The following is a 22002-nucleotide window of genomic DNA, read 5'->3' as shown; positions in this document are numbered from 1 at the left end:
GGGTCATGGCGAACCTGCTGTATCGGCTGGGGCGGCTGGCCGTCCGGCGGCGGAGACGGATCGCCGCCCTGTGGGCGCTGTTGCTGGTGGTGCTCGGGGTCGGGGCGTTGACGCTCGGCGGGAAGACGGTCGACCAGTTCGACATCCCGGGCACCGAGTCCCAGCAGGCCCTCGATGACCTGCACAACGATCTGCCGGCCGCGGCGGGCGCCTCCCTGACCATCGTCGTGCGGGCGCCGGCCGGGGCCAAGCTGGCCGACGCGGCGGTCAAGAAGCAGGTCGTGGCGCTGGTGGCGCGGGCCGGGGAGCTGCCCGACGTGGTTGCCGTGGTTGATCCGTACGCGAGCGGCCGCATCGATCGGGCGGGGACCGTGGGGCTGGTGGCGGTGCAGTACGCCAAAGGCGAGGCCGACCTGACCGCCGACGACCGGGCCGCGTTCGACGCGCTGGCCGGCGGCGGCGGGACCACGCTGCGGGTGGTGCCGGGCGGGGTCAGCGGGGGAGCGCCCGAACTCGGCGCCCTCGACGCGGTCGGTGTGGTCATCGCGGCCGCTGTGCTCGTGCTGACCTTCGGGTCGCTCGTGGCCGCCGGCATGACGTTGCTGAGCGCGCTGCTCGGCGTCGGGGTCGGGATGTGCGGGCTGCTCCTGGTCACCGCGACCGTCGACGTGTCGTCGTCGGCGCCGATCCTGGCCCTGATGCTCGGGCTGGCCGTGGGCATCGACTATTCACTGTTCATCACCTCGCGGCACCGGGCGCAGGTGCGCGACGGCATGGCCATCGACGAGTCGATCGCCCGGGCCACGGCCACGGCCGGGTCGGCGGTGCTGTTCGCCGGCGCCACCGTGGTGGTCGCGCTGGCCGGGCTCGGGCTGGTCGGGGTGCCGTTCCTGACGGCCATGGGGCTGGCCGCGGCCGGGACCGTTCTGACCGCCGTCGCGGTCGCGTTGACGCTACTGCCGGCCATGCTCGCGTTCGCCGGCGGGCGGATCGGGGTACGCCGGGCGTCACACCGCAGGCCCGAGCCGGGCTTCGGGTTCCGGTGGGCGCACGGGGTCGTGCGGTTCCGCGTACCCCTGCTGATCGTCGGGGTTGGGGTCCTCGCTGTGCTCACCATCCCCACCCACGACCTGCGGCTCGCCCTGCCGACCAACGGGACCGCACCCGACGGGTCCCATCAACGCGTCGCCTACGACCTGACCAGCGCCGCCTTCGGCGAGGGCGCGAACGGCCCGCTGCTCGTGGTGATCCGCGGCAGCCGGGGCGATGCGGTGTCGGCGCTGACCGCCCGGATCACCGCGGCCGCCCGCAAGCTGCCCGACGTGGCCGCCGTCTCGCCCGGCGGCGCCACCCCGGCCGGCACGACCAGCCTGCTCGTGGTCGTCCCGAAGAGCGGCCCGACCGCCGAGGCCACCTACGCCCTGGTCCGCACCATGCGCGACGCGCTGCCCCCGCTGGCCACCAACGGCAGCAGCGTACGCGTAACCGGCGCCACAGCGGTCGGCATCGACGTCTCGGAGAAGCTGACCGCCGCCCTGCCCGAATACCTGGGCGTGGTCATCGGGCTGTCGTTCCTGCTGCTCCTGCTCGCCTTCCGCTCGATCCTGGTCCCGTTGAAGGCGACGCTGGGCTTCCTGCTCACCGTCGGGGCCACGTTCGGCGTGGTGGTGGCCGTGTTCCAGTGGGGCTGGGGTTCGTCGTTGTTGGGGGTGGACCGGCCCGGCCCGCTGGTCAGCTTCCTGCCGATCATCATGCTGGGCATTCTGTTCGGCCTGGCCATGGACTACGAGGTGTTCATCGTGTCCCGGGTGCGCGAGGAGTTCGTGCACGGCCTGTCGCCTCGGGCCGCCACGATCGAGGGCGTCGGCCACGGTGCCCGGGTGGTGACCGCCGCGGCGCTGATCATGTCGGCCGTGTTCGGCGGCTTCGTGCTGGTCGAGGACCCGATCATCAAGACCATCGGCTTCGGGCTGGCGGTGGGCGTCCTGATCGACGCGTTCGTGGTCCGCATGACGCTGGTGCCGGCTGTCCTGACCCTGATGGGGCGGATGGCGTGGGCGTTCCCGCGCTGGCTCGACCGGGCCACCCCGCACGTCGACATCGAGGGCGCGGAGCTGCGTGTCCCGGAGAAGGAGCTCGCCGGCGTGTAGGCCTGGGCGGTGCGGCGGCCCCGGATCTAGGTTCGGGCGGGGACGAAGCAGTGGCCGGCGGCGACGCGCTCGTCGTGGGCCTGGTGGGCCTGGCGGAGGAGGTCCATCAGCTCGTCCTCCTCGCGGATGCGGCGGCGGTACTTCTCGGGGAGCTGTCTGAGGTTCTGCTCCTCGTCGAGGAGGCGGTGGTAGACCTCGTCGCAGTAGGCCGGGTCCTGCTCGATGTTCAGGAACTCGTGGGCGTGGCGGCGGGCGGCCGACACGTACGTCTGGGCCCGGCCCTTGGGGCTCAGCAGCGAGGCGGCCACGGTGATGACCAGGACGATGACGATGAAGGCCAGGGACATGCCGGTGCTGATCTCGACCACGTCGACCGGCTCGCCGCTGTTGATGAACGGGACGTTGTTCTCGTGCATGGCGTGCAGGACCAGCTTGACGCCGATGAAGGCCAGGATCGCGGCCAGCCCGTAGGACAGGAAGACCAGGCGGTCCAGCAGGCCCTCGAGCAGGAAGTAGAGCTGGCGCAGGCCCAGCAGGGAGAACGCGGTGGCGGTGAAGACCAGGTAGACGTGCTGGGTCAGCCCGAAGATGGCGGGGATCGAGTCCAGCGCGAACAGCAGGTCGGTGCCGCCGATGGCGACCATGACCAGCAGCATCGGGGTCATCACGCGCTTGCCGTCCTGGACGGTGAAGAGCTTGTCCCCGTCGTACGTCTCCGAGGTGCGCAGGAAGCGCCGGGCGACCCGGATGATCAGGTTGTCGGCCGACCGCTCTTCCCCGTCGTCGTTGTTGTCGCGCAGCAGGTTGCCCGCGGTGACCAGCAGGATCAGGCCGAACGCGTAGAACACCCAGGCGAACGAGTTGATCAGCGCCGCGCCCAGGAAGATGAACCCGGTCCGGGCGACCAGCGAGAACACGATGCCGAAGAGCAGCACCTTTTGCTGGTCGGCGCGGGGCACCTTGAAGCTGCCGAGCAGGATCAGGAAGACGAAGAGGTTGTCGACCGACAGCATCGCCTCGGTCACCCAGCCGGCGAAGTATTGCGCGCCGTTGTCGGTCCCGGCGAAGACGAGTATGCCGAGGCCGAAGAGGACGGCGATGCCGATATAGATCGACGACCAGATGGCCGCCTCTTTGATCGAGGGGATGTGCGCCCGCCGGACGTGGAAGAGGAAATCGAAGAGCATCAGCCCGGCGATCCCTGCCACGGTCAGCGCCCAGACCAGCCCGGACACCTGCATGCGCTCATGCTAGGGGTTATCGGTGGTCCGCGCCGAGCGCATCTGGGCCGCGGTCAGGAACAGTGCTCCGGTGAGATCGGCTTCCCGCAGGTCGGCGCCCCGAAGATCGGCTCCGGTGAAATCCGCCCGCCGCAGGTCGGCCTGGCGCAGATCGGCGCCGATCAGCCGGGCGCCCCGCAGGTTGGCGCCGCGCAGGTCGCGTCCGCGCAGCGTGCGCCCGATCAGGTCGGCGCCGCGGTGGTCGGGTCGCGGGCCGGCGCCGGCCCGGGCCAGTTCGCTGGCCCGTTGCAGCAGCGGGTTGACCCGGCGCCGGTGCTCGTCCAGGTCGATGGCGGCCAGCTCGTCCGGCGTACCCATGGTCATCTGTTCGGTGTGGTCGAGCGCTGCGCGCAGTTTGGGGTGTACGCGGGCCGCGGCGTCCAGGCGCAGGGCCTCGGTCAAGTACCACAGCAACTCGTGCAGCTGCCGCATCACCGGCAGGGTGGCGAACATCGTGGGCGCGAGCGCCGGCTCGGATCGCCAGTCGCGCCCGCCGAAGGTGTGCTGGGTCACCTGCTGACCGGCGCCGAAGCAGTCGAACACGACGCAGCCGGGGAAGCCGCGCTCGGGCAGATGCTCGTGGATGCCGCACCGGAAGTCGTCGGCCAGGTTGGGGCAGGGCCGGCCGGCCGGCTTGTCGATGGCGAAGTCGGAGGACCGCGCGAAGGCCGGAGCAACGCAGCAGAGCCCCGCACATCGGGCGCAATCGGCAGCTAGTTGTACCGGCTTTGAAGGCATGAGTCCAGGTTTAGCATTTAACGCTCCGTACTGTCGATCCGGTTGCAAGACCTAGTCCGACCAGCCAAAAGGCGCCGACGTTCCGGGTGATCAACACACAGAGTCATAGCTCATAGGCTCCGAGCATCGACTCGAGGAGACCTGTGATGCGTGTACGTTCACCGCGGCTGGCCGCCGCGACGGTGACCGCGGCCCTGGGCCTGGGCACCGCGCTGCTCGGCGCGAGCCCCGCGATGGCCGCCACCGTGCCCACCCTGACCGGCCCGGCCAGCGTGGTCGGCTGGAACTGGGCGACGCTGAAGGGCAAGGCCGACCCCGGCGCGACGATCCGGCTGCGCGAGGCGGCCTACGTGTACCGCACCGACATGGACTACGCGACGCAGTACTTCCCCGAGGACATCGTCGAGACGACCGCCGACAGCAGCGGCAACTTCACGCTGAAGCGCCGGCTGGACTCCGGCTTCACGTTCGTCGCCGAGGCCAACGGCAACGCGGCGCTGCGGTCGGCCCCGCTCAACGTCGGCATCGTGGTCAAGCCCAGCCTGGACCTGAGCGTCTCCGGCACCAGCGTGACCGTGAACGTGGTGTCCGAGCCGGGCCAGGCCTACCTGCCGGTGGAGATCCAGCGCCAGTCGGGCAGCTCGTGGGCGAAGGTGGCCGACGGCCAGACCGCGGAGAGCGGCGTCTACTCGACCGTGCTGACCGGTCAGAGCGGCGCGCAGAACTACCGCGCGCTGGTCGGCCCGGACCCGTCGAACCTGGTGCTGGTCGGCAGTTCGCCCGTGGTGGGCATCAACGGCGGCCTGCCCAACCCGCCGTCCGACCCGACCAAGCCGCCGACCACCACGCCGACCAAGCCGCCGGTGGTGACCCCGCCGAAGCCGGCGCCGATCACCCCGAAGGCCGGCGACATCCGCTTCTCGCTGATCGCCTACGACCCGGCCGGCACCGACACCGCGGCCAAGCTCAACCAGGAGTACGTCCGGATCACCAACTACACGACCACGACGTTCAACCTGAAGTACTGGACGATCAAGGACCGGGCCGGCCACACGTACCGCTTCACCACCGACGTGTACCTGCGCGGCTACAAGAACATCATCCTGCCGACGGGTAGGGGCACGAACGGCCGGCCGTCGTCGAACTACCGGTACTGGGGCCGCACCGGCTTCATCTGGGACAACGGTGGCGACACGGCCTACCTGCGCAGCGGCTCGGGCAAGACGATCGACACCTGCAAGTACGCCCGGACCAGCAAGGGCAAGACCTACTGCTGATCGGGTCGTACGCACCAGCACCGGCCTCTCGGGTTCCCCCACCCGAGGGGCCGGTTCTTCTGGGCGGTCGGCGGCTGTGGACGACGGCCCGAAAATGTCGGACCCGCGCGCTACATTCCTCCCCACCCACAGGGGTGGGGCAGCGCTCGCGGGCCGGTTCTTTCAGCGGCGCAGGGCGAACCGGGCCCGGGTGACGCCGTCCGCGGTGGTGACCGAGAGGGCGTCGCAGATCTGGCCGACCAGCCACAGGCCCATGCCGCCGACGATGCCGGGCACCGGGGGCAGATAGCCGGCCAGCGGGCCGGGCGGGTCGGGGCCGTCGTCGGTGACCTCGCACACCACCGCCTCCGGGTTGAGCCAGACGCGCAGGTCACGGTGGGCGCCGCCGTGCCGGATGCCGTTGGTGGCGAGCTCGCTCAGCGCCAGGATCAGCACCTCGACCCGGTCGGGCGGGAGCCAGCCCTCGGCGGTGGCCTGGTTGCGCAGGTGGGCGCGCAGGTCGGCGACCGAGTCGGCCACCGGGACCTCGACCAGCGGGCGACCGGCGGCCGGGTAGGGCGGTTCCTCGATGCCGGCCAGCAGGACGCGGGGCTCGACGAACTCGTCGCTGTCGCGCCAGCGGCCGTCGTACAGGTCGGGGTGGGTGCGGCGGGCGGCGGTGATCAGGTCGGGGGGCAGGGCGCCGCGGTCGTACGGACACAGCAGGTGCCCGTTGAGGCCGGCCAGGGAGACGTTGCTCGCGGACTCCGCGCGTACCCACGATGGAAGGTGATCTTGAAAGTCGATCTCGTTGATCAGCCGCGCCGACGGGCGCCCGGCCGTGGCCGCGGTCCGGAGCAGCCTCGACCAGACGCCGATCGAGCGGGCCGGCCGGATCTGCCAGTCCTCGGTCGGCTGGAAGCGCACCTGGGCGGCCTCGGGGCCGAGAGCCTCACGCAGCAACTCGACCCGGTCGGCCTGGATGGCCATGGCGATGGCGTCGCCGCGTTCCACCCCCTCGCGGATGAAGCGCACGAGGAAGTCGCGGTAGTCGTCGGGGGAGTCGTAGAGAAATGCCGAGTGCGTGAAGGGCACGGCGTCCTGCATCGTGTGAGGGTCAGCTTCGCCACCGTAGCACCGGTCAAGATGTGGATCACGGGTGAATACCCGCCCGTTTTCGCCAAAATGCTCATGTTGCCCGGATCGTCCCGCCACACTGGCCCCACGGGACCCGTCCGCCGTGGACGGGAAGGACGGAGGGCCGAGGTGTCGGGCTCGAGCAGTGTGCTGGCCGAGTTCACCGGGCGTCCGGCCGGGCCGCCACCGGCGAGCGCGATGGCCGAGATCCTGGCCGCGGCGGCGGCCGAGCACAGCCGGTCCCGTCCGGCGCTGCGCATCCGCCGCCACGAGTCGGACGAGGGGCCGGCCTACTGGCGGTGGGACTGCGTCCGCTGCGGCGAATACGGTGGCGGACGGCACCACCCGGACGCGGTCACCCGGGCGCTGCGGCACTGCGCCGAGCACCCGGAGCACCGTTCCTCGCTGCTGCCGCCGACCCGGTGCCGCGAGCGGACGTCGACGCCGGCCGCGGACCACCCGATGCTGTTCGCGGTGGACGACGACCCGCCGCCCGTGCCACTGGCCAGTTGAACCCTGTTTCACATTCGCTTTCGGGGCGCTTCTCCTGGCGGCGAATTCGGAACAGGTCTCAGGGTCGGGTGTCGCCGTCGCCGGTGCGCTTCTGCGCCTCGTCGACGCCACGGTCGATCTGCGAGCCGTACTTGTGGCCGGTCCGCTTGTCGACCTCGTCGCCGATCTTCTCCAGCACCTGGTCGACCTGCTCGTCGTGCTTGTCGGCGAACTCCTTCGCCTTGTCCAGGAAGCTCATTCCGCTCCTTTTCGTGCGTTCAGCACGCCGGCGATGCGGCGTACTCGGGGGTCTACCGCGATCTGCTCCAGGCTAGTCGTGATCGGCATCCGCCAGTTCGGGTACTCGTCCGTCGTGCCGGGCAGATTCGGCTGGTCGAGGACGCCCAGCACGTCGTAGAGCGAGGCGGTCACCAGGCGGCACGGCGTACGCGCGAGGAACTCGTGCATGGCCACCACGATCTCCTCGGGGGTGCTCGCACCGGTGATCAGGCCCTCCTCGGTCAGCGCGGCGAGCAGGGCGGCCCGGTCGGCGTCGGCCGTACGCCGCTCCTCCTCGACCGGGCCGGCCAGCTGCCCGAGCTCGGCCCGGACCCGGACCTGCTCGCCGGCCAGGAAGCCGGCGGCGGTCGGCAGGTCGTGGGTGGAGATGCTGGCCAGGGCGTTGCGCGGGTAGTCCTCGGCCGGGATGAAGACCTGATCCGGGTCGTCCCAGTCGCGGGTGAACCAGAGCACGGCCGAGCCGAGCATGTTCATCCGTTCGAGGCCCTCGGTGACCTCCGGGAGGACAGTGCCGAGGTCCTCGCCGATCACCACGGCACCGGCCCGCCGCGCCTCCAGGGCCAGGATGCCGAGCATCGCCTCGGGGTCGTAGTGCACGTACGTGCCCTCGGCCGGGCCCAGGCCGGGCGGGACCCACCACAGCCGCCACAGCCCGGCGACGTGGTCGACGCGCAGCCCGCCGGCGTGCCGGAAGATCCGCCGCAGCATGTCCCGGTAGGCCGCGTAGCCGGTCTCGATCAGCTGGTCCGGTCGCCACGCGGCCAGCCCCCAGTCCTGGCCGAGCTGGTTGAACGCGTCCGGTGGGGCCCCGATGTGTACGCCGGCGGCCAGCACGTCGCGCAGCAGTCGGCCGTCGGCGCCGCTCGGGTCGATGCCCACGGCCAGGTCGTGCACCACGCCGACGGCCATCCCGGCGGCCGCCTGGTTGGCCGCGGCCAGCTGCTCCTCGACGAGGTGCTGGATCCAGATGTGGAAGTCGACGCGGTCGTCGTCGGGCTGTCCCGGATCCGCGGGCCACGCCTGCCAGTTGGCGCCGTGCCTCTCGGCCAGGGCGCAGAACTCGGCGAAGCCGGTCAGCCCGGGATCGGCGTTCCGCTCGACCGGGCCGGCCAGCGGCCAGAGCAGTTCGAGGGCGGCGCGCTTGGCCTCCCAGACCGCGGTGTAGTCGATCAGGTCGGTCGGGGCCGGACGCAGCGCGTCGATCTTCGTGCGCAACGCGGGATCGGCGCGTTGGTATTCGGGAATGTCGGAAACGCGGAGGTAGAGGGGGTTGGCGAAACGGCGGCTGGAGGGCGAATACGGAGACGGCGGGACCGGCACCGTCGGGGTGATCGCGTGCAGGGGGTTGAGCAGGATCAGCCCGGCGCCGTGGCTGTTCTCGATGAACGTACGCAGGTCGCCCAGGTCGCCGATGCCCCACGACCCGGCCGAGCGCAGTGCGTACAGCTGCAGCATCCAGCCCCAGGTCTCCGGCGGCTCGGGCAGCGCCTCGGGCACCACCACCAGGGTCACCTCGCGGTCGCCGTGGCGCAGCCGGTGCCAGCCCAGCGGCAGGTCGGCCGGAATCTCGGTGACCTCGCGGCCGGTGCCGTCCTCGAGGGTGATCCGGGACACGCCGGGGAGCGGACGGGCGGTGCCCTCGCGGACCACCACGGTGCCCGGCAGGTCCTGCTTGGCCGGGACGGCGGCCAGCGCCGCGCGGACCGCCGCCGGGGTGCTCGCATCCACTCCGAGCAGGCCCAATACGCCGATCACGGACTCCGGGGCGACCTGTCGTTCGGCCCGGTGCCAGTCCTCGTACGACGTGGCCACCCCGTGCGCCGCCGCCAGCGCGGCCAGATCCCTGTCCATGACCCCAGCCTCTCAGTCGTTGCCTCGATGGGTCACGATGGGTCGCATGTCCGCAGCAGTGAAGTGGTGGTCGCGAGCTTCCGCAGCCGTGACCGGCATGGTTCTTACCCTTGTGATCCCGGTACATGCGTGGGCGGCGAGCAACGGGACCGCCGACATCGCCATCGAGGCGGCCAAGTACCGCCGTCGTCGCAGTGGTGGCTTCCTTCCGATCTTCGGTGGCCTCTGCTGCCTGTTGGTGGTGGCCGGCATCATCCTCGCCGTCGTCCTGATCTCCCGGCGTCGCAAGCGCTGATTTCGCCGAATCGAACCGGCACCGGCTCCTCCCGCCCTAGCGTGGAAGGCGTGGGGATCAGAGCCGGCGCGGTGGCTTTCGGCACCGGCGTGGCCGCGCTGCTGACCGTCCCGCTGGTCGTGACGGTCACCGCGGACGCCGCCAGCGACGTGCTGCTCTCCCGCTCCCGTGCGGTGCTGGCCTCGGCGGCGCAGAACCCCGAGGTCAGTGCCACGGCGGCGGTCGACGGGGACCCGACCACCCGATGGGCGGCCCCGGCGGTGGCTGGTTCACAGTGGCTGCGGGTCGATCTGGGTGCGCCGGTGAAGATCGATCGGGTACGCCTGACCTGGGACAACGCTTACGCGACGACGTACCGGGTCCAGGTGTCGTCGAACGCCTCGGCCTGGACCGATCTGGCGTCGGTGCGGGCCGGTGACGGCGGAACCGACGACCTCAAGCGGCTCAACGGGACCGGCCGCTACGTGCGGGTGCTGGCCCTGCGGGGAACCGGCGCCGGCTACTCACTGGCCGAGGTGCAGGTGTACGGCCCCGGCCCGGCCCCCGAGAGCCGGACGATCGCCGACCCCGGCTGGACCGTGCCGGCCCAGGCTGCGCCGCTGACCGAGCCCCGGCCCAAGGAACTCGCCCAGCGGCTGGTCTCGTCGGCCGAGAACTCCAGCCTGAACTGGCGCGGGCAGTACGGCTACATCGAGGACATCGGCGACGGCCGCGGCTACACCGGCGGGCTGGTCGGCTTCACCTCCGGCACCTCCGACATGCTCGAGGTGGTCGAGGAATACTCCCGCCGCAAGCCCGGCAACCTGCTCGCCCGCTACCTGCCGGCGCTGCGTACGGTCGACGGCTCGGACTCGCACGCCGGCCTCGACCCGGGCTTCCCGGGGGCCTGGAAGAAGGCGGCCACCGACCCGGTCATGCAAAAGGTCCAGGAGGACGAGCGGGACCGGCTGTACTTCGATCCGGCGGTCACGCTGGCCCGGGCCGACGGGCTCCGCGCCCTGGGCCAGTTCGCCTACTACGACGCCGCGGTCATGCACGGGATGTCCGGGCTGCGGGGGATCCGCGAGGCGGCGATGCGTACGGCCCAGCCGCCGAAGCCGGGCGGCGACGAGATCACCTGGCTGAACGCGTTCCTCGACGCCCGGGTGCGGGCGATGAAGACCGAAGAGGCGCACAGCGACACCACCCGGGTGGATACCGCTCAGCGACTCTTTCTCAAGGCCGCCGACCTCGATCTGAACACGCCGCTGACCTGGCGGGTCTACGGCGACTCCTTCTCGATCCGGTGATCACACCGGGCCGGGAGCCGGTCAGATCTTCTTGAACAGCTCCGGTACGGCCGGGGGCTCCCACTCGGGCAACGACGTGTGGGTGGCCAGCACCTCATACGTCACGCCGTCGAAGGTGACCCGGTCGCCCGCGTTGAACTGCTGGAACGGCTCCCAGGCCTTGGCCGCGGGCGCGCTCGGCTCTTCCGACGGCGGTGCGCTGGGCTCCTCCGACGGCGGTGCGCTGGGCTCGTCGCTCGGCGGGGTGCTGGGCTCCTCGGAAGGCGGCGGCGTGGTGGGGTCCTCGGCGGGCGGCGGCGTGGTGGGGTCGTCCGCCGGGGGCGGCTGCTCCTCGTCCTCGCGGGCGGTGGAAACGCGCACGAAGTCGACCAGCATGCGCCGGGCCGTCGTGTCGCGGTCGACGGCGCCGGCGGTGACCTCGAGCGCCACCGCGAAGGACTGGTCCAGGTCGGTCTCGGTGCGGAGGAACTCGCGGTCGTCGACCGTCCAGACGACCTGGCCGGGCTGCCAGCGGACCGCGTACGTGTGGAAATCGGCCGCGAACGACTGCGGCGACTCGAGCTGCCCGGTGACGTCCCGGCCCAGGGCGCCGTGCAGGAACTTGGACCGGTTGCCCCGGTTGTCCATCACGTCGAGCCGGGAGTCGTCCGCCCCCAGCAACTGGAAGACCGACCGCACCGACTCGCCGTCGGCCACCCGTACCCTCGCCTCGACCTTGCCCGCCGCCGACCGGAACGTCGACCGGCTCTGCACGCCGGCGTCGGCCAGCTGCTCGCGCCGGTCGGCCCGGGCGAAGATGGCCACGTTGCCGTCGCCGTCCAGGCGCACGCCACGGCCGTCGACCGACCACTTGCCGGCGTCCGGGTTGTCGCCGCGGGCGCCGTCGAACTCGTCCGCGAAGACCTGGGTCAGCTCGGGCGACTGGGTGGTCGCCTCGGCCTGGTCGAAGCGGCCGGGCAGCCAGACGGCGGTCGCGAGGCCGGTGGCCGCGACAGCGAGCGTAATCACGGAGCGTGTGCGCACCGTGCGAGACGGAGCGGAGTGACGGGCGACGAAGCGGCGCTTGGGGGGCATGGACGAAGGTCCTCCTTTTCGGCGGCCTTCTGGAAAGGCAGAAGAACTTTCGGATATTGGCCGTCCCCCGCGCAAGCCAGCTTCGGAGACTTAAAGCTCCCTTAAGAAGACCGGGTCGAGATGCGAACTGTCGTCCCTTCAGGACTCGTGTTCAGCCGCAGGTCATCGGTCAGTTCGGCGGCCAGCCAAAGGCCCCAGCCGCCCGGTTCGCCGGCCTGTGGGCGATGCGGATGGTCAAGCGCCGGATCCACGATTCCGCGCCCGTGATCGGACACCTCGCACACCACCGACCCGGCCTCCCGCCACAACGCAACGTGACCGAGTCCGCCGCCATGGCGTACCGCGTTGGTCATCAGCTCGTTGGCCGCGACCACGAAGTCGTCCAGCCGCGACCCGGACAGGCCGGCCTGTCCGGCGCAGGACGCGACGGCGTGCCGCAGGCCGGTCACCCGGCCACGGTCGAAACTCTGGGAGAGAAGGACCTCGGCGCCGATGCGTCGACCGTAGTGCCGTGCTGATCATTCCGCAGCTCGCGGATGTGGCATGGTCGGCCCATGAGCGTCGCGGTGTCCCGGCCGAGCAGCCCGCTGACGCCGCTGTGGCGGGCCATCTCGGTGTTCCGGATCGCGGCGCTGATCTACGTCGCCGTCCTCGTGATCAACAACGTCTCCGGGTACGCGCGCCCGATGCTCGCCGGGCCGGTCCTGGCCGTGTCGACCACGTGGACGGTCGTCACCACCTACGCGTACGCCCGCCCGGCCAACCGTCGCCCGCCCCTGCTGCTCGCCGATCAGCTGGTCACCATGGCCGTGCTGGCCGTCAGCCTCTGGGTCGTCGGCCCGGAGGCCCTGCGGACCGGCACGTCCACGCTGGCCGTGGCCTGGCAGACCGCCCCGGTGCTGGCCTGGGCGGTGTCCGGTGGCCGCCGGGCCGGAATCGTCGCCGCGCTGGCCATGGGCGCCACCGACCTGCTCATCCGGGCCCGCAGCAACCAGGCGGTCACCGGCACCGTGCTGATGCTGCTGGCCGCGTTCGCCGTCGGTTACCTGGTGCGGATCACCGAGGAGGCGCACGCCCGGCTGCAGCGGGCGATCGAGCTGGAAGCGGCCACCCGGGAGCGGGAACGGCTGGCCCGGGACATCCACGACTCCGTGCTGCAGGTGCTGGCGCTGGTCCAGCGGCGCGGGGCGGGACTGGACGGCGAGGCCGGGGAACTGGCCCGGCTGGCCGGCGAGCAGGAGGTCGCCCTGCGGGCGCTGGTCACCGGTCCGGCGGCCGCTTCGGCCGGGAACCTCGACCTGGTGACGCTGCTGTCCGGGTACGCGTCGACGACCGTGTCGGTGGCCGCGCCGGCCGGCCCCGTGCCGCTGCCCGGACACGAGGCCCGCGAACTGGCCGCGGCGGTCGGCGCCGCGCTGGACAACGTGGCCCGGCACTGCCCGCCCGGCACCAAGGCGTGGGTGCTGGTCGAGGACGAACCCGGCGCGGTGACGGTCAGCGTGCGCGACGACGGGTGCGGGATCGCCCCGGACCGGCTGGCCGAGGCCGAGGCGCGGGGCCGGCTGGGCGTGGCCCAGTCGATCAGGGGCCGGGTCGCGGCCCTCGGCGGCCGGACGGCGCTGACCAGCGGCCCGGCGGGCACCGAGGTCGAGCTGGTCTTACCTAAGGTGGGCCGGTGAGCGAAGCGGTGCGCGTGATGGTGGTGGACGACCACCCGATGTGGCGGGAAGGGGTCAGCCGGGACCTGACCGCGGCCGGGTACGACGTGGTCGCCACGACCGGCGAGGGCCGGCAGGCGGTGCGCATCGCGGCGGCGGCGCGGCCCGACGTCGTCGTGCTCGACCTCCAGTTGCCCGACATCTCCGGGGTCGAGGTGGTCAACGGGTTGCGCGCGGCGGTGCCGGGCGTACGCGTGCTGATGCTGTCGGCGTCGGGCGAGCAGCAGAGCGTCCTCGACGCGGTCAAGGCCGGCGCCACCGGTTATCTGCTCAAGTCGGCCGCGCTCGAGGAGTTCCTGGACGCCGTCGGCCGGACCGCGGCCGGCGACACAGTCTTCACCCCCGGGCTGGCCGGCCTGGTGCTGGGCGAGTTCCGGCGACTGGCCGGGCAGCCGCCGTCCGCCGACACGGGCGCCCCCAGGCTGACCGAACGCGAGACCGAGGTGCTGCGTCTGGTGGCCAAGGGGCTCTCGTACCGGCAGATCGCCGAGCGGCTCGTGCTCAGCCATCGCACCGTGCAGAACCACGTGCAGAACACGCTGGGCAAGCTCCAGCTGCACAACCGGGTGGAGCTCACCCGCTATGCCATCGAGCAGGGCCTGGAGTGACCGGCTACTGGTAGTTGGGCGGGTTGGTCTCGTGGATGGCCAGCTCCTCGGCCGAGGCGCCGCCACCGGCGGACCCGGCGTCGTAGGCGACGCTGTCTTCCTCGTCGTCGAAGCCGCCACCCTCGTCCGGGGCGACCAGCCGGCCGACCGTGCCCGGGGTGTCGTCGTCGAGCTGCCCGTCGTCGTACAGGGAGATCTGCGAGTTCGGGTCGGACGTCGGGCTCGCACCCCACTCGTCGGCCAGCCGGCCGCGCTCCTCGGAGCTGTCGACGGTCTCGTCGTACGGATCCCGGGCCGGCGGGATCGGGTCCTCGGCGCCGAAGTCGGGCTCCTCCTGCCGCAGCCGCCGGTCGAGGCCCTCGCCCTGCCGGGCCTCCTCGGCCGTGTCACCGAAGCGGTTGGAGCCGCCCGGGCCCACACCGGCCAGCGCCGACGGGTCGGCCCCGTCGGCCCAGCGGGGGCTGTCGACCTCGTCGTAGGCGCTGGAATCGTCGTCCGCGGTGTCTGGCAACCCGGAGGCCTCCGGGTCGGTCACCTCGGCCGGGTAGTCGTTGTCACGCATGACCGAAACCTACCCCTGCGCGGGGTCAGGTATGCCGGTCGTGGCGTCGGACATCAGCGCCCAGACGATCTTTCCGCCGGGGACGGTCAGGCTGCCCCAGCGGTCGGCGACCGAGTCGATGAGCAGCAGACCGCGGCCGCCGTACGAGGTCGGTGCCACCGGCCCGGTGAAGCGCGGCGTGGTGCCGGAGTGGTCGCGGACCGCCACCCGCAGCGCGTCGCCCTGCCGGGACAGCAGCACGACCATCGGCGTCCGGGCGTGCGCCACCACGTTGTTGACCATCTCGGTGACCACGATGTGGGCCGAGCCGGTCAGGTCGGTCAGGTCCCACCGCTCGCACGCCGCGGTGACGAGTTCGCGGGCGCGGCGGGCCGCCCCAACCACCGGTTCCAGCAGCAGCTCGCGGCGGTCGTCCGGGTGGGCCGGGCCGAGCGCGTGCAGGGCGGCGTCCCGGTCGTCCCACATCGGCAGACCGCTGCCGGCCCAGCCGGTGGCGCCGGTGGCGGCCAGGACCATGCGGGTGGCCGGCCACTCGGCGTTCTCGGCGGCCACCTCGGCCAGCACGCCGGCCGAGGTGGCGTCGGCTGGGCGCAGGCCCGCGACGTCCACGATCAGGGCTTCGGGCTGGCCGGCGAGCACCTCGAGCAGCGCCGAGCGGACCGCCGGCGTCGCCGCGGGATCGAGCAACCCGGAGAGGCGGATCACCGGAAAGGTCTGATCGGTGTCCACCAGGTGTGCAACCTCGCTCGGCATGATCGCTCCATTGTGCATAGGGCAGCTCCTCCACGCATATTCGGAGCGGACGCACCACGACCATTTAGTCCCATTTGAGTGGTATGGGCTAATGGCGTGGTAAGCGCGGGATCGCCACGGTCAAGCGGTTACCCGCTCGACGTAACCTCATGCACGTACACCCGGAACAGTGCTCTTGGAGCTGCCCCGGGAGACCGGCCGAGCCGGGGCGGCCGAGGTGGCGTGGTGGTGCTGCGGCTCGGCGTACCGGGTCAAACCGATCACCGACGCCAGCGTGGCCACGAAGCCGACGCCGGCCAGCCACTCCCGCCCCGGCGAGATCTGGTCGCCCAGGAACAGCAGCCCGACGATCGCCGCCGGCACCGCACCGGCCGCGTCCATGGCCGCCACCGCCGCCGTCGTCGACCCGCGCTGCATGGCCAGGCCGAGCAGCAGCTGACCGATGATCGAATGTGCGATCAGGAGATAGAGCAGCGGGTTGGTGAAGAAACCGGCCACCGAATGTTCACCCGCGAGCGGACGGGCCGCGATCGCCGCGGCCGAGAACGCGATACCGGCCAGCGAACCGAGCACCACCGAGCCCAGGGCGCCGTGCAGGCGTACCGCGAAGAAGCCCAGCACCGCGAAGACCGCCACCGCGACGCCCAGCGCCACCAGCCCCGCCGTCCCGATCGGGCGCGAATGCGCGGGCTGGGCCGACAGGACCAGCGCGGTGATGCCGCCGAGCAGCAACCCGAGCAGCGCGACCTCGGCCCGCGGCAGACTCCACTTGAGGATCACCACCCCCAGCACCGCGGTCACCCCCAGCCCGGCCGCCACGCTGGCCTGCACCAGGAACAGCGGCAGGTCGCGGCGGGCCAGGAAGGCGAAGACGAAGCCGAGTACCTGGCAGGCGATGCCGAGCAGATAGGTGCGGTGACCGGCCAGCCGCAGCAGCAGCCCCGGATCGAAAGTGTGGTGCACGGTGGTGCGGGCGATCGCCTTCGACTGCAACAGGTTGGCCACCCCGTACCCCGCGATCATCGCAGCGAGGAAGAACCAGCCCGGAGTCACCACCTGAGCGAGGATAGACCAGCCTGGTAGCGGCTATCTGTCCTTCTCCGCCGTCAGGCGGCGCAGCAGTTCGTCGTGCAGCAGGCCGTTCGAGGCGATCGCGCTGCCCCCGCCCGGCCCCGGCACACCGTCCAGATCGGTGAAGCGGCCACCGGCCTCGGTGACGATCGGGATGAGCGCGGCGACGTCCCACAACGACAGCTCGGGCTCGACCATCGCGTCCAGGGCGCCCTCGGCCAGCAGCATGTAGCCGTAGAAGTCGCCGTAGGCCCGGCTGCGCCACACCTGCAGGATGATGTCGAGCATCGGCTCCAGGCGGCCGCTCTCGGCCCAGCCGGTCAGGCTGGAGTAGCAGAAGCTGGCGTCGGCCATCCGGTTCACCTTGGAGACGATGATCCGGCTGGCGGCGCGCTGGTGCCTTCCTGCGTACGCACCGTGACCGACCGCGCCCCACCACCGGCGGCCCAGCGCCGGGGCGGAGACCAGCCCGGCCACCGGCACATCGCCCTCCATCAGCGCGATCAGCGTCCCCCAGATCGGTACGCCGCGGACGAAGTTCTTGGTGCCGTCGATCGGGTCGATCACCCAGTGTCGCGTCCCCTTGGCCGGGGCGGACATGCCGTACTCCTCGCCGAGCACGCCGTCACGCGGCCGGGCCCGGGCCAGCGTGGCGCGGATCGCCTTCTCCACCGCGGTGTCGGCGTCGGAGACCGGGGTCAGGTCGGGCTTGGACTCCACCCGCAGGTCGAGCGCCCGGAACCGCGCCATCGAGATGGTGTCGGCCGTGTCCGCGAGCAGGTGGGCGAGCGCGAGATCGTCCGCGTAACCGGCCATTGTCAACCCTTCAAGATCAAGTTCAAGAGCGTGAAGTCGTAGCTCGGTGGGTGGTGCCGACCGTCGCTCCCGCCGAGGGTCGCTTCGCTCCACGTGCGGGAGTGGTCACTCTTTCTCAACCCTCGTCCCCCGAGCGGGAGGCCTCTTCGCCTGCGCTTTCGCTTTCGCCCGGGCGGGAGGCCTCTACGCCTTCGCCGGAGCGGGACGACTCTTCGCCGGAACGAGAGGCTTCCTCGCCGGCGCGGGAGGACAGAAGGCGGCGGTAGGAGGCCAGGCGGCGCGGGTCGGCCTTGCCCTCGGCGACCCACTTCTCCAAGGCGCAGTCCGGGGTCGTGTGATCACAGTTGGGCTGGTCGTCGAAAGTGCCCTCGACCAGGTCGGGGAAGCCGTGCAACAGACTGTCGGCGCTCACGTGGGCCAGACCGAAGCTGCGGATGCCCGGAGTGTCGATGATCCAGCCCGTGCGCCGGCCCACCACCGGCAACCGCAGCGCCACCGCACTGGTCGACGTGTGGCGGCCCTTGCCGATCGCGCTGACCACCCCGACCGCGCGCAAGGCCTCCGGCACCAGACGGTTGACCAGGGTGGACTTGCCCACACCGGAGTGGCCGACCAGCACCGACATCCGCCCCGCGAGCCGGGTACGCAGGTCGGCCAGATCGGCGTCCGGGCGCAACAGGACATAGGGCAGATCGAGCTCGGCGTAGTAGTCGAGCACCTGCTCCGGGCCGGCCAGGTCGGCCTTCGTCAGGCAGAGCAGCGGCTCGATGCCGGCGTCGTAGGCGGCCACCAGACACCGGTCGATGAACCCGGTCCGAGGCGGCGGATCGGCCAGCGCGCTCACAATGACCAGCTGGTCGGCGTTGGCCACGACGACCCGTTCGAGCCGGCCCTCCGGCGTGGTGTCGTCGTCGTCCGCCGTACGCCGAAGCACCGAGGTCCGCTCGGCGATCCGCACGATCCGGGCCAGCGCCCCCGCCGCCCCCGAAGTGTCACCGACCAGCGCCACCCGGTCACCCACGACCACCGACTTGCGGCCCAGCTCCCGTGCCCGCATGGCCACCAGGATGTCAACGTCGTCGTCGCGCACACAGCCGTAACGGCCGCGGTCCACGGTCACCACCAGGGCGTCCACCGCGTCCTCGTGCTTGGGCCGGGTCCGGGTACGCGGCCGGGACGACCGGCCTGGGCGGATCCGGACGTCATCCTCGTCGTACTCCCGCTTACGAGCCGGCAGTGGTCAGCTCCTCCCACAGCTCGGGGAACTCGGGCAGCGTCTTCGCGGTACACGCTACGTCGTCCAGGGTGATGCCCTCGACAGCGAGCCCGATCACCGCCGCCGCGTGCGCCATCCGGTGATCGTCGTAGGTCGCCCAGGTGGCCGCCCGCAGCGGCGCCGGCGTGATGTCCAGGCCGTCCCGGTGCTCGGTCACCCGTACCCCCGCCTTGCCCAGCTCGGTCGCCAAAGCGGCCAGCCGGTCGGTCTCGTGGCTGCGGATGTGCTCCACCCCGCGCAGCCGCGACGGCCCGTCAGCCAGCGCGGCCAGCGCCGCCAGCACCGGCGTGAGCTCGCCGACCTCCGACAGATCGGCGTCGAAGCCGTGCAGCGCACCTGTCCCGCGTACCGTCAGACCTTGATCGTCGACCACGGCCGACCCACCGATCAGCGCGACCAACTCGGCCAGCCGTTCCACCGGCTGCCAGCTCTCGGCCGGCCACCCAGCCAGCGTGACCGCCCCACCGGTGACCAGCGCCGCCGCGAAGAACGGCGCCGCCCCCGACAGATCCGGCTCGATCACCCACTCGCGCCCGCGCAGCACACCCGGCTCCACCGCCCACACATCCGGCACGCTCTCGTCCACCGAGGCCCCCGCCGCCCGCAACATGTGCGTGGTCATCCGCAGATGCGGCGCCGACGGAACCGGCGCCCCCTCATGCCGCAGCACCAGCCCCTTGCTGAACCGGGGCGCCGACAGCAGCAGCCCCGACACGAACTGACTCGACCCCGAGGCGTCGATCACCGCCTCGCCCCCCTCGACCCGCCCCGTCCCCCGGACAGTCAACGGCAGCCCGCCACTCACCTCATCGGCATCCAGATCGACCCCCAGCGCCCGCAACGTGTCGACAATGGGCTTCAACGGCCGCCGCCGGGCCTGCGCGCCCCCGTCGATCGTGACCGTCCCGTCGGCCAGAGCGGCGAGCGGAGTCCCGAACCGCATAACCGTCCCCGCCTGGCCCACATCGATCGTCGCCGGCCCCCGGAGCGGGCCCGGCGTGACCGTCCAGACCTCGTCGTCGGCGGTGTCCACCACCGCGCCCAGAGCGGTGAGGCCGGCGGCCATGCGGGTCGTGTCATTGGCGCGCAGCGGGCGGACGACCCGGGAAGGGGCGTCGGCCAGGGCGCTGAGGACCAGGGCGCGGGCGGTCATCGACTTGGAGCCGGGGAGCCGGAGGGAAGCGGTCACCGGGGCGGAAGCGTGCGGGGCGGTCCATGCGGTCACCCGGACATTCTGCCGGGTCCCCTGTCCGCAGGCGGCGGGGGCGGTGGGAAGCGCCAGGGGCGGCCGGTGTGGGGGTTCGGTGCCCCCATGGAAGGGCGGCGGAGGCGTACTGTCGCTCGTGTGTGCGGGCGGTATGCGACGACCAGGAGCGACGCCGACCTCACGCTGCTCTTCGAGGCCGAGGATGTGACCGACGGCTTCGACGCCAGCTGGAATGTGGCGCCTACGGATCCGGTGCCGGTGGTGCGGGTCGCGGAGCGACGGCGTGTGCTGGATCGGGCAAAGTGGGGGCTCATCCCCTCGTGGTCCGGTGATCCGCGGAGTGGATCGAGGATGATCAATGCGCGGGCGGAAACGGTGGCGAGTTCGCCGGCTTTTGGGCCCTCGTTCGCTCAGCGGCGTTGTCTGGTGCCGGCCGACGGCTGGTTCGAATGGGTGCGGGACGGGCAGCGGAAGCAGCCCTATTTCATGACTCCGGCCGACGGCTCGGTGCTGGCCTTCGCGGGGCTCTGGAGCATGTGGCGCGGGGATGTTCTGACCAGCACGATCATCACTACCGAGGCGGTCGGCGGGCTGGCCGGCGTACACCATCGAATGCCGTTGATCCTTCCGCCGGAGCGCTGGGGGGAATGGCTCGTGGGTGACGCGCCGAGTGTGCGCCCGATGGGTGCGGACGAGCTCGGCTTCATCGAGATTCGCCCGGTCGGGGCCGAAGTCGGGAACGTGCACAACAATGGCCCGCAATTGATTGCGCGGCACGTGCAAGAACCGGAAATCCCGACACTCTTCTGACTCCCGATTCGCGGGCATTGATCAGGATATGTCCTGCCCACTTACTGTGAAGTTTGTTTCGAGATCGACACGAACCCTTGCCTCGATCTTGGGTCTTGGGATACAAACCCGTGCCGGTTGTGGTGCCCTCTGCACGGGGTGGGGGGCCCGGGGTCTGTCCTGTCGACCGGCCGGGAGCGCGGTTGTCAAGCACTCGGCCGGTCGACAGAACAGACCCCACCACGGGTGGAACCGGTCCCACGGGGGAGGTGGGCTGATGACACGGGCACGTATGCCGCGTCCGCACGAGGTCGCCATTGCCAGGCGCGACCCGAGGCTGCTGGAGGCGATCGAGCAGCGCCGGTCCGATGAGGCCTGGCGGATCCGCGGCGCCTGCCGCGAGGTCGATCCGGAGACGTTCTTTCCGGCGCCGAACGAGCCGACCGAAGGCGCAGTCACGCTCTGTGGCAGCTGCGAGGTGCGGGGCGCCTGCCTGGCCTGGGCGCTGCAGGTGGGTGACTGTCACGGCGTCTGGGGCGGTACGACGCCGCGTGAACGCCGCGCCATGCTGGTCGCCTGGCGCGAGCGCGTCCAGCCCAACGGTGATCCGGTCGATGACGGGCCGGACGAGGAAGATCGCAAGCTGCTCACGCTGATTCCGCTGAACGGCTAGCAGAATGAGGCCGTGCGCATAGAAACGCCGCGTGGGCCGGCGGAGGTCGAGATCACCGACCCCGCCGGTCCGCCCGTCAGTCTGCTGGTCCTCGGTCACGGTGCCGGCGGTGGGGTGCACGCCCCGGATCTCACCCGCGTGCACGACGTCGCGGTCGCCGCGGGAGTGCGGGTCGCGCTGGTCACCCAGCCCTATCGGGTGGCCGGGCGTCGTGCGCCGGCGCCGGCCGGTCAGTTGGACGAGGCTTGGACGGCTTGTGTACGCGTCCTCTCTCAAGGTCTTCCGCTGGTGGTGGGCGGCCGGTCCAGCGGGGCCAGGGTCGCCTGTCGTACCGCGACGGAGCTCGGCGCGGTGGGCGTGCTCGGCCTGGCGTTCCCACTGCATCCGCCGGGCAAGCCCGACCGGTCGCGGGCCGGCGAGCTGCCCCAGGACCTCCCGACGTTGATCGTCAACGGGGATCGCGATCCGTTCGGCGTACCCACCGCATCGGGTTTGATCGAGGTCGCGGTGCGGCCCGGCGCCACCCATGACCTGCGCAAAGACCTGGCCGGCACGGGCGCGGTCGTGCTGCGGTGGCTGGTCGGGAAGGGCTGGGCCAAGTAAGGAATGCCGGCCGGTGCGCCGCCGTTACATCACCCGGAACGACCCTACGTCGGAAGGGGTGAAC

The 22002-nt window shown here is 71.6% G+C and carries 22 protein-coding genes and 1 pseudogene; 10 read left to right on the top strand and 13 right to left on the bottom strand.

Annotated features, from left to right (window positions below; all coding sequences use genetic code 11):
- The first annotated feature begins 5 nt into the window (after positions 1 to 5).
- Complete coding sequence (locus tag ACGFIO_RS01935) at positions 6 to 2150, top strand: MMPL family transporter (protein WP_392820768.1); 2145 nt, start codon at positions 6 to 8, stop codon at positions 2148 to 2150.
- Between the two features lie 254 nt (positions 2151 to 2404).
- On the opposite strand, the pseudogene ACGFIO_RS01930 reads toward ACGFIO_RS01935, so the two are convergent.
- Together ACGFIO_RS01930 and ACGFIO_RS01925 are read right to left on the bottom strand one after the other, a co-directional pair.
- Positions 2405 to 3391, bottom strand: a pseudogene (locus ACGFIO_RS01930) (TerC/Alx family metal homeostasis membrane protein); the annotation flags it as partial.
- Positions 3392 to 3400: 9 nt separating this feature from the next.
- Complete coding sequence (locus ACGFIO_RS01925; protein WP_392820765.1) at positions 3401 to 4168, bottom strand: pentapeptide repeat-containing protein; 768 nt, start codon at positions 4166 to 4168, stop codon at positions 3401 to 3403.
- A 146-nt stretch (positions 4169 to 4314) separates the two neighbouring features.
- Here ACGFIO_RS01925 and ACGFIO_RS01920 point away from each other — a divergent pair, with 146 nt between their 5' ends.
- Positions 4315 to 5445, top strand: a complete 1131-nt coding sequence (locus ACGFIO_RS01920; RefSeq protein ID WP_392820764.1) for a lamin tail domain-containing protein — start codon at positions 4315 to 4317, stop codon at positions 5443 to 5445.
- A gap of 162 nt (positions 5446 to 5607) precedes the next feature.
- On the opposite strand, the gene ACGFIO_RS01915 is transcribed toward ACGFIO_RS01920, so the two are convergent.
- Positions 5608 to 6531, bottom strand: a complete 924-nt coding sequence (locus ACGFIO_RS01915; RefSeq protein ID WP_392820761.1) for an anti-sigma factor RsbA family regulatory protein — start codon at positions 6529 to 6531, stop codon at positions 5608 to 5610.
- A gap of 159 nt (positions 6532 to 6690) precedes the next feature.
- Between ACGFIO_RS01915 and ACGFIO_RS01910 the strand changes: the two genes are divergently transcribed.
- A complete protein-coding gene (locus ACGFIO_RS01910) occupies positions 6691 to 7074 on the top strand; it encodes a hypothetical protein (protein WP_392820759.1) in 384 nt (127 codons plus the stop codon).
- A 58-nt stretch (positions 7075 to 7132) separates the two neighbouring features.
- Here ACGFIO_RS01910 and ACGFIO_RS01905 read toward each other — a convergent pair whose 3' ends face one another.
- Both ACGFIO_RS01905 and ACGFIO_RS01900 read right to left on the bottom strand, forming a co-directional pair.
- A complete protein-coding gene (locus tag ACGFIO_RS01905; RefSeq protein WP_392820758.1) occupies positions 7133 to 7312 on the bottom strand; it encodes an antitoxin in 180 nt (59 codons plus the stop codon).
- The gene (locus tag ACGFIO_RS01900; protein WP_392820756.1) at positions 7309 to 9204 is read right to left on the bottom strand and encodes a 4-alpha-glucanotransferase; all 1896 of its coding nucleotides are present in this window, start codon (positions 9202 to 9204) and stop codon (positions 7309 to 7311) included. The genes ACGFIO_RS01905 and ACGFIO_RS01900 overlap by 4 nt, the downstream gene beginning before the upstream one ends.
- A gap of 97 nt (positions 9205 to 9301) precedes the next feature.
- Between ACGFIO_RS01900 and ACGFIO_RS01895 the strand changes: the two genes are divergently transcribed.
- On the top strand, positions 9302 to 9499 hold the full coding sequence (locus tag ACGFIO_RS01895; protein ID WP_392822541.1) for a hypothetical protein: 198 nt from the start codon (positions 9302 to 9304) through the stop codon (positions 9497 to 9499).
- Between the two features lie 50 nt (positions 9500 to 9549).
- Positions 9550 to 10788 (top strand): chitosanase, encoded by a 1239-nt coding sequence (locus ACGFIO_RS01890; RefSeq protein ID WP_392820753.1) that lies wholly within the window; start codon positions 9550 to 9552, stop codon positions 10786 to 10788.
- Between the two features lie 21 nt (positions 10789 to 10809).
- Here the strand turns inward: ACGFIO_RS01890 and ACGFIO_RS01885 are convergent, their stop codons facing one another.
- Both ACGFIO_RS01885 and ACGFIO_RS01880 read right to left on the bottom strand, forming a co-directional pair.
- A complete protein-coding gene (locus ACGFIO_RS01885) occupies positions 10810 to 11796 on the bottom strand; it encodes a carbohydrate-binding protein (RefSeq protein WP_392820750.1) in 987 nt (328 codons plus the stop codon).
- A 167-nt stretch (positions 11797 to 11963) separates the two neighbouring features.
- Complete coding sequence (locus ACGFIO_RS01880) at positions 11964 to 12356, bottom strand: ATP-binding protein (RefSeq protein WP_392822538.1); 393 nt, start codon at positions 12354 to 12356, stop codon at positions 11964 to 11966.
- Between the two features lie 60 nt (positions 12357 to 12416).
- On the opposite strand from ACGFIO_RS01880, the gene macS reads away from it, so the two are divergent.
- Positions 12417 to 13541, top strand: a complete 1125-nt coding sequence (macS, locus tag ACGFIO_RS01875; protein WP_392820748.1) for a MacS family sensor histidine kinase — start codon at positions 12417 to 12419, stop codon at positions 13539 to 13541.
- A gap of 17 nt (positions 13542 to 13558) precedes the next feature.
- Positions 13559 to 14188 (top strand): response regulator, encoded by a 630-nt coding sequence (locus ACGFIO_RS01870; RefSeq protein WP_392822536.1) that lies wholly within the window; start codon positions 13559 to 13561, stop codon positions 14186 to 14188.
- Between the two features lie 4 nt (positions 14189 to 14192).
- On the opposite strand, the gene ACGFIO_RS01865 is transcribed toward ACGFIO_RS01870, so the two are convergent.
- From ACGFIO_RS01865 to aroA, 6 genes are all read right to left on the bottom strand, one after another.
- Positions 14193 to 14750 carry a DUF5709 domain-containing protein gene (locus tag ACGFIO_RS01865; protein WP_392820746.1) on the bottom strand — a complete coding sequence of 186 codons (558 nt, stop codon included), beginning with the start codon at positions 14748 to 14750 and terminating at the stop codon, positions 14193 to 14195.
- Positions 14751 to 14759: 9 nt separating this feature from the next.
- On the bottom strand, positions 14760 to 15503 hold the full coding sequence (locus tag ACGFIO_RS01860; RefSeq protein WP_392820744.1) for an ATP-binding protein: 744 nt from the start codon (positions 15501 to 15503) through the stop codon (positions 14760 to 14762).
- Between the two features lie 147 nt (positions 15504 to 15650).
- On the bottom strand, positions 15651 to 16526 hold the full coding sequence (locus ACGFIO_RS01855; RefSeq protein WP_392822535.1) for a hypothetical protein: 876 nt from the start codon (positions 16524 to 16526) through the stop codon (positions 15651 to 15653).
- A gap of 63 nt (positions 16527 to 16589) precedes the next feature.
- Entirely contained in the window at positions 16590 to 17390 is an 801-nt protein-coding gene (gene hisN, locus ACGFIO_RS01850; protein ID WP_392820741.1) for a histidinol-phosphatase, read from the bottom strand.
- 115 nt (positions 17391 to 17505) lie between these two features.
- Positions 17506 to 18627 carry a ribosome small subunit-dependent GTPase A gene (rsgA, locus tag ACGFIO_RS01845; RefSeq protein ID WP_392822533.1) on the bottom strand — a complete coding sequence of 374 codons (1122 nt, stop codon included), beginning with the start codon at positions 18625 to 18627 and terminating at the stop codon, positions 17506 to 17508.
- On the bottom strand, positions 18614 to 19891 hold the full coding sequence (gene aroA, locus ACGFIO_RS01840; protein WP_392820738.1) for a 3-phosphoshikimate 1-carboxyvinyltransferase: 1278 nt from the start codon (positions 19889 to 19891) through the stop codon (positions 18614 to 18616). Before aroA ends, rsgA begins: the two co-directional genes overlap by 14 nt.
- Positions 19892 to 20011: 120 nt before the next feature.
- Between aroA and ACGFIO_RS01835 the strand changes: the two genes are divergently transcribed.
- The 3 genes from ACGFIO_RS01835 (at position 20012) to ACGFIO_RS01825 (ending at position 21938) form a co-directional block, all read left to right on the top strand.
- Positions 20012 to 20683 (top strand): SOS response-associated peptidase, encoded by a 672-nt coding sequence (locus ACGFIO_RS01835; protein WP_392820736.1) that lies wholly within the window; start codon positions 20012 to 20014, stop codon positions 20681 to 20683.
- A gap of 256 nt (positions 20684 to 20939) precedes the next feature.
- A complete protein-coding gene (locus ACGFIO_RS01830) occupies positions 20940 to 21335 on the top strand; it encodes a WhiB family transcriptional regulator (protein ID WP_392820733.1) in 396 nt (131 codons plus the stop codon).
- Between the two features lie 12 nt (positions 21336 to 21347).
- Positions 21348 to 21938 (top strand): alpha/beta family hydrolase, encoded by a 591-nt coding sequence (locus tag ACGFIO_RS01825; protein ID WP_392820730.1) that lies wholly within the window; start codon positions 21348 to 21350, stop codon positions 21936 to 21938.
- Positions 21939 to 22002 lie beyond the last annotated feature (64 nt).

Origin of the sequence: Actinoplanes sp. NPDC049265, assembly GCF_043197135.1 — a bacterium.
GTDB lineage: Bacteria > Actinomycetota > Actinomycetes > Mycobacteriales > Micromonosporaceae > Actinoplanes.
Note: the sequence above shows the minus strand (reverse complement) of the source record. Positions and strands in the feature narration are given on the sequence as shown.